The sequence below is a fragment of the Streptomyces xinghaiensis S187 genome, from assembly GCF_000220705.2.
In the GTDB taxonomy this organism is placed as follows: domain Bacteria; phylum Actinomycetota; class Actinomycetes; order Streptomycetales; family Streptomycetaceae; genus Streptomyces; species Streptomyces xinghaiensis.
Genome location: NZ_CP023202.1, coordinates 1,919,696 through 1,932,641 on the forward strand (window position 1 = coordinate 1,919,696; position 12,946 = coordinate 1,932,641).

Annotated in this window: 11 protein-coding genes; 5 read left to right on the forward strand and 6 right to left on the reverse strand. The window is 75.1% G+C overall.

Annotated features, from left to right (window positions below; translation table 11 throughout):
• Positions 1 to 141 precede the first annotated feature (141 nt).
• Complete coding sequence (gene gabT, locus SXIN_RS08035; RefSeq protein WP_019709804.1) at positions 142 to 1,491, forward strand: 4-aminobutyrate--2-oxoglutarate transaminase; 1,350 nt, start codon at positions 142 to 144, stop codon at positions 1,489 to 1,491.
• Between the two features lie 415 nt (positions 1,492 to 1,906).
• Entirely contained in the window at positions 1,907 to 2,650 is a 744-nt protein-coding gene (locus SXIN_RS08040; protein WP_337589346.1) for a phosphatase PAP2 family protein, read from the forward strand.
• Here SXIN_RS08040 and SXIN_RS08045 read toward each other — a convergent pair.
• Positions 2,577 to 3,038, reverse strand: coding sequence for a bifunctional DNA primase/polymerase (locus SXIN_RS08045; RefSeq protein ID WP_019709806.1), 462 nt, complete (start codon positions 3,036 to 3,038; stop codon positions 2,577 to 2,579). The genes SXIN_RS08040 and SXIN_RS08045 overlap by 74 nt on opposite strands.
• A gap of 305 nt (positions 3,039 to 3,343) precedes the next feature.
• On the opposite strand from SXIN_RS08045, the gene SXIN_RS08050 reads away from it, so the two are divergent.
• A complete protein-coding gene (locus SXIN_RS08050; protein ID WP_019709807.1) occupies positions 3,344 to 4,369 on the forward strand; it encodes an adenosine deaminase in 1,026 nt (341 codons plus the stop codon).
• A gap of 61 nt (positions 4,370 to 4,430) precedes the next feature.
• Here SXIN_RS08050 and SXIN_RS08055 read toward each other — a convergent pair whose 3' ends face one another.
• The 3 genes from SXIN_RS08055 to SXIN_RS08065 form a co-directional block, all read right to left on the reverse strand.
• The gene (locus tag SXIN_RS08055; RefSeq protein ID WP_019709808.1) at positions 4,431 to 5,039 is read right to left on the reverse strand and encodes a Uma2 family endonuclease; all 609 of its coding nucleotides are present in this window, start codon (positions 5,037 to 5,039) and stop codon (positions 4,431 to 4,433) included.
• A 416-nt stretch (positions 5,040 to 5,455) separates the two neighbouring features.
• Positions 5,456 to 6,238, reverse strand: coding sequence for an SAM-dependent methyltransferase (locus SXIN_RS08060; RefSeq protein WP_095756794.1), 783 nt, complete (start codon positions 6,236 to 6,238; stop codon positions 5,456 to 5,458).
• 156 nt (positions 6,239 to 6,394) lie between these two features.
• A complete protein-coding gene (locus tag SXIN_RS08065) occupies positions 6,395 to 7,834 on the reverse strand; it encodes a gamma-aminobutyraldehyde dehydrogenase (protein WP_019709811.1) in 1,440 nt (479 codons plus the stop codon).
• Between the two features lie 305 nt (positions 7,835 to 8,139).
• Here SXIN_RS08065 and SXIN_RS08070 point away from each other — a divergent pair, with 305 nt between their 5' ends.
• Positions 8,140 to 8,907, forward strand: coding sequence for an ABC transporter ATP-binding protein (locus SXIN_RS08070; RefSeq protein ID WP_095757969.1), 768 nt, complete (start codon positions 8,140 to 8,142; stop codon positions 8,905 to 8,907).
• Positions 8,889 to 10,100: a hypothetical protein gene (locus tag SXIN_RS08075; protein WP_095756795.1), complete on the forward strand. Its 1,212-nt coding sequence runs from the start codon at positions 8,889 to 8,891 to the stop codon at positions 10,098 to 10,100. The genes SXIN_RS08070 and SXIN_RS08075 overlap by 19 nt, the downstream gene beginning before the upstream one ends.
• Positions 10,101 to 10,116: 16 nt before the next feature.
• Here SXIN_RS08075 and SXIN_RS08080 read toward each other — a convergent pair whose 3' ends face one another.
• Both SXIN_RS08080 and SXIN_RS08085 read right to left on the reverse strand, forming a co-directional pair.
• Positions 10,117 to 11,253, reverse strand: a complete 1,137-nt coding sequence (locus tag SXIN_RS08080; RefSeq protein WP_095756796.1) for an ABC transporter ATP-binding protein — start codon at positions 11,251 to 11,253, stop codon at positions 10,117 to 10,119.
• A 1-nt stretch (position 11,254) separates the two neighbouring features.
• Positions 11,255 to 12,868: an ABC transporter permease gene (locus SXIN_RS08085; RefSeq protein ID WP_019709814.1), complete on the reverse strand. Its 1,614-nt coding sequence runs from the start codon at positions 12,866 to 12,868 to the stop codon at positions 11,255 to 11,257.
• Positions 12,869 to 12,946 lie beyond the last annotated feature (78 nt).

Below are 12,946 nucleotides of genomic sequence, written 5' to 3' on the forward strand. Positions count from 1 at the left end.
CCCGCCCCTAGCCTGCGGAGTACGTGCCCGATCCGGGCATTCCGCCGGACTTGCCGCACCCCCGCGGAGGGCGTCCCCCGCCGGCCGCACGCAGGGGCGCGGCGCCCCGCACCGCGCCGCCACGGACCAGAGGAGATCACCATGACCGCGACCACCGGAGGCCCCTCGCTCCCGCAGGAGCGCCGCGTCGTCACCGCCATCCCCGGCCCCAAGTCCCGGGAGCTCCAGGCCCGCCGGAGCGCCGCGGTCGCCGCGGGCGTCGGCTCCGTGCTGCCCGTCTTCACCACCCGCGCCGGCGGGGGCGTCGTCGAGGACGTCGACGGCAACTCGCTGATCGACTTCGGCTCCGGCATCGCGGTGACCTCGGTCGGCAACAGCGCCGAGGCCGTGGTGCGCCGGGCCTCCGCCCAGCTCGCCGCGTTCACCCACTCCTGCTTCATGGTGACGCCGTACGAGGGCTATGTGGAGGTCTGCGAGAAGCTGGCCGAACTGACGCCCGGTGACCACGCCAAGAAGTCGGCGCTCTTCAACTCCGGCGCGGAGGCGGTGGAGAACGCCGTGAAGATCGCCCGCGCGTACACCCGGCGCCAGGCCGTCGTCGTCTTCGACCACGGCTACCACGGCCGCACCAACCTCACGATGGCGCTGACCGCCAAGAACATGCCGTACAAGCACTCCTTCGGCCCGTTCGCCCCCGAGGTGTACCGGGTGCCGGTGGCCTACCCGTACCGCTGGCTCACCGGCCCCGAGCGCTGCGCCGAGGAGGCGTCGGCCCAGGCCATCGACATGATCAGCAAGCAGATCGGGGCGGAGAACGTCGCCGCGATCGTCATCGAGCCGCTGCTCGGCGAGGGCGGTTTCATCGAGCCGGCGAAGGGCTTCCTGCCGCGGATCGCCGAGTTCGCGCAGGCCAACGGCATCGTGTTCGTCGCGGACGAGATCCAGTCCGGCTTCTGCCGCACCGGCCAGTGGTTCGCCTGCGAGGACGAGGGCATCGTGCCGGACCTGATCACCACCGCCAAGGGCATCGCGGGCGGCCTGCCGCTGTCGGCCGTCACCGGCCGCGCCGAGATCATGGACGCGGCGCACAGCGGCGGCCTCGGCGGCACCTACGGCGGCAACCCGGTCGCCTGCGCCGCGGCGCTCGGCGCGATCGAGACCATGCGCGAGCTGGACCTCAACGCCAAGGCGCGGCGCATCGAGGAGGTCATGAAGCCGCGCCTCCTCGAACTGCGGGAGAAGTACGAGGTGATCGGCGACGTGCGAGGGCGCGGCGCGATGCTCGCCATCGAACTGGTGCGCCCCGGCTCCAAGGAGCCGGCCCCGGACACGACCGCCGCGCTCGCCAAGGCCTGCCACAGCGAGGGACTGCTGGTGCTGACCACCGGCACCTACGGCAACGTCATGCGCTTCCTGCCGCCGCTGGTGATCGGCGAGGAGCTGCTGAACGAGGGCCTGGACATCCTCGAAGGGGCGCTCTCCGGTCTCTGAGACGGCGCCGCGGCACCGGACCGGGCTCCATCAGGGGTGTTACCTGCGGCTACAGTCCGCTTCCGTGAAGAATGTGTGCGGAGCCCATGGCGGACGGGTGATCCGGCTGTCCGGCCGCCTTCCGGTGCCGTACGGTCGTCCGCAGATGAGAGAAACACCCCGTCCGCGGATCGTCGCGGACGGCGCCGGGTCGGCGCCTCCCCAGCACCGGACCGGCCGTGCCCTCGCGCACACCGGAGCCTCGTGCTCCGGGATTCTCCACCGGTCGGACGGCCGCCCGCCCCAAACCCCCCGGGGCGCGCGGCACACCGGTCGTCGCGGCCGCTCCGGAACAACCCCCCCTGTTCCGGAGCGGCCGCCTCTGCCGTTCCGGCACCTTCCGGCGCCCCGCATACCGCTCCCCCTCGTTCTGCCCGTGCTGCTCTTCGCCGCGGTCACCTGGCAGGTGGCGGCCGGCGGGCCGCTGCGAAGGCTGGACGAGCGCGCCGGCGCGATCCTGGCCCGGCCGGGCGGCGAGGGCCCGGGGGACGCCGCCGCGGAGTTCGCTGCGGACCTCGGCCATCTGCCGGTCGCCGCCGCCGTTCTCGCCCTGGCCGCCGCCGCCACCGCCCTCCTCGGCCGGCGCCGGGCCCGGGCGGAGCGGCGGAAGCGCGCGGCAACGTCCGCGAGGGCGTGCGGAGGGGCGGGCGGGGAGGCGCGGGGAGGGGCGTACGCGCCCGGCGCGCGACGCCCGTGGCTGCCCCCGCTCGCGGCGGCGGCTGCACTGGCCGCCGTTCCCGCGCTCGTCGTCCCGCTCAAGGCGTGGACGGCGCGGCCGGGCCCGGACGGACTGCCGCTCGCCGCGGGCGAGGGCTTCTACCCCTCGGGCCACACGGCGACGGCCGCCGTGGCCTACGGCGCCGCGGCCCTGCTGCTCCTGCCGTATCTCCGCCGGACGGCGGCCCGCCGCGCCCTGACGGCCGGCGCGCTGCTGCTGAACCTGGCCGTCGGCGCGGGGCTGGTGGTACGCGGATACCACTGGCCGCTGGACGTCCTGGGCAGCTGGCTGCTGTCCGTCCCGCTGCTGTGGGCCCTCGCCGGCGTGCTCACCGGCCGTCCCCGCGGGCCAGTCCGGCGGCGGCCTCGTGCAGCGCCAGCTCCAGCAGCACCGGGTCGTTGAGCGTTCCGGCCCCGTCGGGCGGCACGACCCAGCGCACACCGCCCGTCGCCACCCCCGGATAGGGCACGACGATCCAGGTGCCGCGGCCCACGGCACGCATCCCCGTGCCGACCCAGCGCTCGGCGGTGCCCGGCGGGACGAAGAAGCCCGTCCGCTCGTCGCCGAAGTCGGCCAGCACCGGGCCGGGCCGGTCGATACGGCGGCGAAGCACCTCCAGTGCCGGGAAGCCCAGCTGCCCCGGCAGGATCAGGACGTCCCAGCGGCCTCCCGCGGGCAGCAGCACCACTCCGAGCGGGTTCCGCTCCCACTCCAGGCGGCACGCCGCCGGGTCGGGGGCCGCCGAGACCAGCCACTCGACCGCGTCGTCGTCCGCCCCGGTGTCGCGCATGCAGAGCGCCTCCTCGTGTCCCCATGTGATGACGTGACGGTTGAGGAGAGAGCGGGAGCCGCCAATCGTCACACCTGCCAATGCGCGGAATCACAGCAAAGAGGGGCGGATTGCCGCAAAGAATCCGGCACAGGCCCCGGAAGGCCGTCTTCCGGGCCGGACCGGACGAGTCGGGTGCCCGTGCGGTCCGCGGACCTCGGGCGGGCGACAGGGCCGCCGGGCGGCGCTGTCCCCGCCCGCGCCTACGATGATGCTGCTCCGGCCACCCCGGAGCGCCCGCCGCCCGGCCGTACCCAGGAGGACCGATGACCGATCTGCAGCCCTTCATCGCGGGACTGCCCAAGGCCGAGCTGCACGTCCACCACGTCGGCTCCGCCTCGCCGCGCATCGTGTCCGCCCTGGCCTCCCGGCACCCCGACTCCCCGGTGCCCACCGATCCCGAGGCGCTGGCCGACTATTTCGTCTTCCGCGACTTCGCCCACTTCATCGAGGTCTACCTCTCGGTCGTGGACCTCATCCGCGACGCCCAGGACGTCCGGCTGCTGACCTACGAGGTCGCCCGCGACATGTCCCGGCAGAACATCCGGTACGCCGAACTGACCATCACCCCGTTCAGCTCGACCCGCCGGGGCATCCCCGACGCCGAGTTCGTCGAGGCCATAGAGGACGCCCGCAAGGCGGCCGAGGCCGAGCTGGGCGTGGTGCTGCGCTGGTGCTTCGACATCCCCGGCGAGGCGGGCCTGGAGTCGGCCGAGGAGACCACCCGGATCGCGGTCGAGCAGCAGTGCGAGGGGCTGGTGTCGTTCGGGCTCGGCGGGCCGGAGATCGGCGTGCCCCGGCCCCAGTTCAAGCCGTACTTCGACCGGGCCATCGCGGCCGGGCTGCGCAGCGTCCCGCACGCGGGCGAGACCACCGGCCCGCAGACCATCTGGGACGCGCTGAACGACCTGCGCGCCGAGCGCATCGGCCACGGCACGAGCGCGACGCAGGACCCCCGGCTGCTGGAACACCTGGCCGAACACCGCATCCCCCTGGAGGTCTGCCCGACCTCCAACATCGCCACCCGCGCGGTCACCGACCTCGACCAGCACCCCCTGAAGGACATGGTGGCGGCCGGAGTCCTGGTCACCATCAACAGTGACGACCCGCCGATGTTCGGCACCGACCTCAACACCGAGTACGGCGTCGCGGCCCGCCTGCTCGACCTCGACGCGACGGGCCTCGCCGGCCTCGCCAAGAACGCGGTCGAGGCGTCCTTCCTCGACCCGGCGGGGAAGGCGAAGCTGGCCGCGGAGATCGACGCCTACACGGCGGAGTGGCTGCGCCGGTAGCGCCGCCCGCCGGCCCGCGCGCCGGGCCGCCCCGCCGCCGCCACCCGTTCTCCCGCTTCTCTCAGTCCCGCGGGAACTGGTCGGTTTCCAGCGTCCAGTCCGTCCCGAGCGGGGAGAGGTCGAGCTTCTCGCCGAAATCCACGGTGAGCTCGCTCTCGTACTCCTCGCCCTCGGGGCGGCCGAAGGCGTGGCACTTGCCGGTGTACGGATCCGCGATGACGTATACGGGGACCCCGGCGCGGGCGTAGGTCCGCTTCTTCTTGCCGTAGTCGTTCTCCCGCGTGTCCCGGGAGATCACCTCGGCCACGAACTCGATGTCGCGGAAGCTCCAGCGCCGCTTCGCGTCCTGCCGTGCCTCGTCCGAGAGCTTGACGACGTCCGGCGCGAAGCCGTTGCGGCCGCCCGGGAAGTCGATCCGCACATCGGACTTGACCTTGACATGCATCCCGAACCGGTCCTCCAGCATGCGGACGATCCAGCGGATGATCTCCCAGTGCGCGTCCCGCTGCGGCGACATCTGGATGGCCCCCTCGACGATCTCTGCCTTGTAGCCCTCGGGGACGGGCATCCGCTCCAGCAGCTCGAACATCTCGTCGAGGCTGAGCTCGTCGTCGAGGCTGAGCTCGTCGCTGTCGGCCATCTCGATCCTGTCGGTCAGCTCGATGGTCACTGTGCCGCTCCTCCACGCCACACTCCTCACGGCGTGGCCGGGAAGGACAACGATACGCACGGAGGGCAGGGCACGGACCCGAGTGCGCGGCGGAGGCGGCAGGGGCCTGACGAGTCCTCTCACGGTCCCCGGCCGTCGCGGCGCCCCCCGGGGGACCGCTCAGGACTGCGGCCGCCGGCGACGGGTACTCGCCGGGGCACACGGGCGGGCCGGCCGCCGACGGGCCGGTGTGCACCACGGTGGCGCACAGGATGGGATGGGATCAGGCATGTTCGTCTTCTTCTCGAACCGGAGCGGATGCCTCGGCTCGCTGCTCATCAGCCTGGTCGGCACGGCCGTGCTGTTCCTGGTCCTGTACTCCTGCGGGCGCGTCTGACGCCCCCGCCGGGAGCCGCCCGGGCCGGGGCGGCACGCCGTCAGCCGGCGGGCACCAGGGTGAGGTAGGCCATGCCGAGGACACCGCGGTAACCGGTCAGCCAGGAGGTGCGCTGCCGGTCCACGCGCTCGCGCGTTTCGGCGGCGAGCGGGTGGTCCGGGTGCGCGGCGAGCCAGCTCTCCGTGCCGGCCCGGTAGCCGGACTCGAACTCCTCCCATTCGTCGGCGTTCGCCGTCTCGATCCACTCGGGACGGAACCCGGCACCGAGCGCGGTCCCGACCAGCCCCGCCAGGTCGTGGTGGTCGTCGGCGGAGGCGCCGGGCCACATGGCGGCCAGCTCGCCGTCCGTGGGCGGGCGCTCCCAGTAGCCCTCCCCGAAGAGCACGCGCCCGCCGGGAGCGACCAGCCGGCGCAGCGCGCGGAGGGCGGCGGCGGTGGCGGTGGCTCCGGACGGCTCCGCGTCCCCGGTGAGGGCGTGGCCGGCGCCGGTGCACAGCACGAGATCGGCCGGCCCGCGGGCGGTCCCGGCCGCGGACTCCGCGATGAACTCCACCCGGCCGGCCAGTCCCCGGGTACGGGCGTTCTCCCGGCCCCGGGCCAGATCCTCCGCGTTGATGTCCAGGCCGGTCCCGGTGGCTCCGGGCACGGCGCCGAGCACGCGCAGCATCAACTCGCCCCAGCCGCAGCCGATGTCGAGGACGGTCGCGGGGCGGTGCCGGCCGAGCCGCTCGACGAACCGGGCGGCGCGCGCCTCGGAGAGCGGGCCGTGGAAGGTCAGGCGGGGCAGCCGGGGCGGCGCAGCGGTATCGGGGGTATCGGGCATGCGCCGGACCCTACGGACGGCGGCGCAGGGACGGAACCGATTATCGGCGTGCCGGACCGGGCGCGCCCCGGACAGCCCGGCGCCCCCGGGCCACGGTGGGTGGCCCGGGGGCGTCCGGGTGCGTCCGGCGGCGCCGCCGGCGTGCAGCGCCGCGGCTCAGCCGTCCAGCGACGTCATGACGTGCTTGATCCGGGTGTAGTCGTCGAAGCCGTAGGCCGACAGGTCCTTGCCGTAGCCGGACTTCTTGAAGCCGCCGTGCGGCATCTCGGCGACCAGCGGGATGTGGGTGTTGATCCACACGCAGCCGAAGTCCAGGGCCTTGGACATCCGCATGGCGCGGCCGTGGTCCTTCGTCCAGACCGAGGAGGCCAGGGCGTACTCGACGCCGTTCGCGTACTCCAGCGCCTGCCGCTCGTCCGTGAAGGGCTGGACGGTGATGACCGGGCCGAAGACCTCGTTCTGGACGATCTCGTCGTCCTGCTTCAGGCCCGAGACGACGGTCGGGGCGTAGAAGTAGCCCCGCTCGCCGACCCGGCGGCCGCCGGTCTCGACCGTGGCGTGCGCGGGGAGGCGCTCGATGAAGCCGCTCACCTTCGCGAGCTGGTCGGCGTTGTTGAGCGCGCCGTAGAGGATGTCCTCGTCGTCCGGCTGCCCGGTCTTCGTGTCCGAGGCGGCCTTGGCGAGGGCGGCGACGAACTCGTCGTGCACGGACTCGTGGACGAGGACGCGGGTCGCCGCGGTGCAGTCCTGGCCGGCGTTGAAGAAGCCCGCCTCGGTGATGCCCTCGACGGCCTTGGCCAGGTCGGCGTCCTCGAAGACGACGACGGGGGCCTTGCCGCCCAGCTCCAGGTGGACCCGCTTGACGTCCTTGGCGGCGCTGGCGGCGACCTCCGTGCCGGCCCGGACCGAGCCGGTGATGGAGGCCATCGCGGGCACCGGGTGCTCGACCATCAGCCGGCCGGTGTCGCGGTCGCCGCAGACGACGTTGAAGACGCCCTTCGGGAGGACGGAGCCGAGGATCTCGGCGAGCAGCACCGTCGACGCCGGGGTGGTGTCGGAGGGCTTGAGGACGACCGTGTTGCCCGCGGCGAGCGCCGGGGCGAACTTCCAGACCGCCATCATCATCGGGTAGTTCCACGGCGCGACCTGCGCGCAGACCCCGACCGGCTCCCGGCGGACGAAGGAGGTCAGCCCCTCCATGTACTCGCCGCCGGAACGCCCCTCCAGCATCCGCGCCGCGCCCGCGAAGAAGCGGACCTGGTCGATCATCGGCGGGATCTCCTCGGAGCGGGTGAGCCCGAGCGGCTTGCCGGTGTCCCGGCACTCGGCCTCGATCAGCTCCTCGGCACGCTCCTCCATCGCGTCGGCGATCTTGAGCAGGGCCTTCTGCCGGTCCGCGGGGACGAGGTCCCGCCAGGCCGGGAAGGCGGCCTCGGCGGCGGCCATGGCGGCGTCGACGTCGGCGGCGCCGGACAGCGGAGCGGTGGCGTACACCTCGCCGGTGGCCGGGTTGACCACGTCGGTGGTCCGGCCGTCGGCGGCGTCCCGGAACTCCCCGCCGATGTAGTTGCGCAGACGACGCAGTTCGGTGGTCACGTGCCACCCCTCCCTGTCGGTGTCCAGTGGGTGAGACACCCACCCTAAACGCTGCGGCGGACATCGCAGCAGGGGGCCGCCCCGTCCGCGGTCCGGGACCCGCGTCCGCGGGTACGTCCCGGTCCCGTGCCGGTCGCGGGACCATCCGCGCGGCCGTCCATCCGATCGGACGAAAAACGGGCGCATATCCCACCCCCGGTGCGGTGCCGCGGCTCCCGACTCCTTACCGTTCCAGGCACCGACCGGTCTCCCGCCCTCACGCCGGGACGGAGGCCGCACCGCTCACACAAGCCGAGGTGCTCGCCATGGTGGCCCCGCCGGACAACGACGTTCTCCGGGCACACGCCCTGCACTACGCGACCGGCGGCACACCCGTGCTCGCCGGAGTCTCCCTCGGGGTCCGGGAGGGCGAGGTCCTCGCCGTCACCGGGCCCCGGGGCAGCGGCAAGACGACCCTGCTGGAGTGCCTCTCCGGGCGTCTCGTGCCGGACAGCGGCCAGGTGTGGTTCCGCAGCTCCCCCGTGCACCCCCTCGGCGCGGCCGCGCGGGAGCGGCTGCTCCGCGAGAGCTTCGGCTGGATCGGCACCGAGCCGCAGCTCGTACCGGAGCTCACCGGCTGGGAGAACGCAGCGCTGCCGCTGCTGCTGCGCGGCACGGCCCCGCGCGCCGCCCGGACGGCGGCCCTCGGCTGGCTCGAACGGCTCGACGCCGCCGACTGCGCCCGCGGCCGTCCGGCGTCCCTGACACAGGCACAGCGACAGCGGGTGGCCGTCGCCCGCGCCCTGACCGCCCAGCCGTCGGTGCTGTTCGCCGACGACCCGACGGCCCGGCTGCACAGCGCGGACAGCGCCTCGGTGCTGCGCATCCTCACCACGGCGGCCCGCTCGCACGAGATCACGGTCGTCCTGGCCACCCACGACCCCGGGGTCGCCGCCCACGCGGACCGCCGGTTCGCGCTGCTCGACGGCCGGCCCGCCGACCCGCCCGCCGACCGCGACAGTGGCGCCGGGGACGGCCCGGCCGGCGGCAACGACGACACCGAGGGAAGAACGACGTGCTCGCTCTCCGTCTAGCCCGCGGCGCCCGCCCGGCCGTCCAGGCGCGCCGGCTGGCGGTCGCGGCGGCCTCCGCCGGTACGGGCTTTCTGCTGCTCAGCAGCCTGGGCCAGGCGGCCGCACTCCCGGCGGGGGCCGGCTCCTCCGCCGTCCGGCTGCTGTGGTGCGCGCTGCCGCTCGCGGCGTCCGTGCAGCTGGCCGTGGCCGCCGCCCGTGCCGATCACGGCACCGCACCCCGGCAGAACCTGTACGCGGCCGGATGCGGGCCCGCCCGCCTGGCGCTGCTGGCCGCCGCCTCCACCGTCCTCTCCTGCCTCCTCGGCGGTGTCGCGGCCGCACTGGTGTTCCTGCTGCTCCGCGGAGACCTCGGTATCCCCGCGGTGCCCGGTGCGGAGCAGGCGCTGGGCGCCGGGGTTCCGCTGCCGTTCCCGGCCGTGCTGACCCTGCTGACCGTGGTGCCGGCGGCGGCGGGCGCCGCGACCGCGCTCGCGCTGCGCCCCCGCCCGGCGCCCGCGGAGCGCCGGGACCGGGACGCCGGCCACGATCCGGCCGTGCCGTGGTCCGCGGGGCGTGACCCGTACACGCCGGGCACCGCGCTGCGGGAGCTCCCCTGGGGCGTCGCCCTGCTGACGGCCGGGCTGGCGCTGGGGTCGTACGCCGGCCCCGCCGCCACACCGGGCGGCGGTCCTCCGCTGCCCGGTCGTCCGGACGGCATCCCGCCGGGCGCGGTCGCCGGGTGGGCCCTGGTCGCGGTCGGCCTGGTGACGGCGCTCCCCGGGCTGACGCAGCTGGCCGGGCGGCTGCTGGCCGCGGGCCGGCCCGGCGCGCTGCGGCTGCTGGCGGGCCGGTTCCTGCAGGCGGAGGCGGAACGGATCGGCCGCCCGCTCGGGGTGCTGTGCGCGGTGGCCACCGGCGTCCTCGCGGCGGACCGGCTGTACGGCGGCCCCGGCCCGGCCGCCGTCGCCTCGTTCGGGCCGCTTCTCGCCCTCGGGGCCGCGCTGGTGGTGGCGTGCGTGGCGCTGACCGTGGTCATCACGGCCCTGGAGTCGCGGGCCGAGCGGGCCGGCACCACCGAGGCGCTGCGGCACGCCGGGGCCCCGGCCGCCCTGCTGCGCCGCGCGGCCGTCCTCCGCGCCGTCGTGATGGCCGCCGTGGTGGCCCCGGTGAGCTGGGCCGTCGCCACGCTGGCCACCCTGCCGCTGCTCGCCTGACACCCGGGCCGCCGGGCTACTCCCCCGCGGCCAGCACCACCACGTCCTCGGCGGTGAACGCCGCGCCCACCTCCGTACCGGTCTCCGGGGCGTCGCGCAGGGCGCAGGACGCCTCCAGGAGCGGCCCCGTCCCGGGGCGGAGCAGCAGGGAGACCTGGTCGCCGCGGAAGGTACGGGCCGCGACGGTGCAGCGCAGGCCGTCGGCGGGCGGCACCAGCCGGACCCCGGTGGGGCGGACGAGCAGCCGGCGCGTGCCCCGGGCGGAGCCCGGCTCCACCGGCAGCCGGCCCCAGGGGGTGTCGGCGGCCCCGTCGCGCACCAGCCCTTCGATCACGTTGTCGAAGCCGAGGAAGCGGGCGACGAACTCGGAGGCGGGCCGGCGCCAGACTTCCAGGGGCGTGCCGGTCTGGGCGACACGGCCGTCCCGCATCACGACCACCCGGTCGGCGAGGGCGAAGGCCTCGCTCTGGTCGTGGGTGACCGCCAGCACGGTCGTCCCCAGCCGCCGGAACAGCTCGCGGAGTTCGACGACCAGCCGCTCGCGGAGTGTCCGGTCGAGCTGGCCCAGCGGTTCGTCCAGCATCAGGAGCCGCGGTTCCGGGGCCAGGGCGCGCGCCAGTGCCACCCGCTGCTGCTCGCCGCCGGACAGCGAGGACACCGCGCGCCGCCCGGCGTCGGGCAGCCCGACGAGGTCGAGGAGACCGGCGACGCGGCGCTCGGTCTCGGCGCGCGGCACCTTGCGCATGCGCAGGCCGAAGGCGACGTTGCCGCCGACGTCCCGCTGCGGGAAGAGCTGGTGGTCCTGGAACATCAGTCCGACGCCGCGCCGGTGCGCGGGCACCCCCGCCTGGTCACGGCCGGCGAGGGTCACCCGGCCGGCGTCCGGCCGGTGCAGCCCGGCCACCACGCGCAGCAGGGTGGACTTGCCGCTGCCGCTCGGCCCGAGTACGCACACCGTCCGCCGCTCGGGGACCTCCAGATCCACCGCGTCGAGCACGGCCCGGTCGCCGAAGCGGACGGTCACCTCGTCCAGCCGCAGCAGGGCGGGCCGGGCGGCGGGGGCATCGCCGGGGCCGGCGGGAGCCTCCCCGGTGCCGGGAGGAGAGCCGGTGGCGGTGACGGGGGCCGTGCCCGGAGTGGTGTCGGAGGGCATGTCAGAACTCCCCGGAGCCGGAGCGGTCGGTGCGGACGCGTTCGAGAAGCAGCAGGGACACCGCGCAGACCAGCATCAGGATCGTGCTGAGCGCCATCGCCTGCCCGTACGGCAGTGCGCCGGCCCGGCCCAGCAGCCGGGCCACGGCGACCGGAAGGGTGAGGGTGTCGGCACGGGCGATGAAGACGGTGGCGCCGAACTCCCCGAGCGAGACGGCGAAGGCGAAGCCCGCGGCGACGAGCAGCGCCCGCCGCACCAGCGGCAGGTCCACCTCGCGCCAGGCGCGCAGCGGGGAGGCGCCCAGCACGGCGGCCGCCTCGCGCAGCCGCGGATCGACCGCGCGCAGGACGGGCAGCATGGTGCGGACGACGAACGGCACGCCGACCAGGGCCTGCGCCAGCGGCACCAGGATCCAGGCGGACCGCAGGTCCAGGGGCGGCTCGTCGAGCGCGATGAGGAAGCCGAAGCCGACCGTCACGGCGGAGGTGCCCAGCGGCAGCATCAGCAGCGCGTCGAAACCCCGTACGAGTCTCCCGGCCCGCCGGGTCAGGGCCGCCGCGGCCAGACCGCCGACCACCAGGGCGATCAGGGTGGCCACGGCCGCGAAGGCCAGGGAGTTGCCCACCGCCTCCAGCGGCGCCACCGTGAACGTCCCGCCCTCCTCGGACCCCAGCGCCCGGTAGAAGGCGAAGCCGTAGCCGTCCGGTGCGTCCAGCGAGCGCTCGACGAGCACCCCCAGCGGCAGCAGGAGCAGCAGCGCGACGACCGTCACCGTGGAGCCCAGCAGGGCCCACTGGGCGGCGCCGCGCGGACGGCGGGAGGTGTGCGCGGGGTCGACCAGCCGCAGCGCGCTCTCGCGCCGCCGCACCGTCCGGGCGTGCAGCAGGAGCAGGCCGCCGACGGCACAGAACTGCAGCAGCGTCAGCACGGCCGCCGTCGGCAGGTCGAGCAGTTGTGCGGTCTGCCGGTAGATCTCGACCTCCAGGGTCGAGTAGCGCGGACCGCCGAGGATCTGGACCACCCCGAAGGAGGTGAAGGTGAAGAGAAAGACCATCAGCGCCGCGGCGGCGACCGCGGGCGCGAGAGCCGGCAAGGTGATCCGGCGCCAGGCGGTGAGGCGGCTCGCGCCGAGCATCCGCGCGGCCTCCTCCTGGCGCGGGTCGAGCTGCGCCCACAGGCCGCCGACCGTCCGCACCACGACCGCGTAGTTGAAGAACACATGGGCGAGCAGGATCGCCCACACCGTGGTGTCCAGCCGGACGCCCCACAGCTCGTCCAGCAGTCCGCCGCGTCCCAGCAGCGCCAGGAAGGCCGAGTCGGCCACGACGGTGGGCAGGACGAACGGCACCACCACCAGCGCCCGCAGCAGCCGCTTGCCGGGGAAGTCGAGGCGGGCGAAGACATAGGCGCCCGGCAGCGCGACGGCCACGGTCAGCGCCGTGGACGCCGCCGCCTGCCACGCGGTGAACCAGAGCACGTCCAGGACGAGCGGGTCCGTCAGCACCGCGCCGGCCCGGCCGAACCGCCACCGTCCCCCGTCGCGCAGCCCCCGGGCCACGATCGCGGCCACCGGGTGGACGAAGAACAGGGCGAAGAAGGCCGCCGGGACCGCCATCAGCGCGAGCCGGACCGCGGTGCCGGAGCGGCCCGGACGCCCGCCCCGGCGCCGCCCCGCCGGTGACGGCGGAGCGGG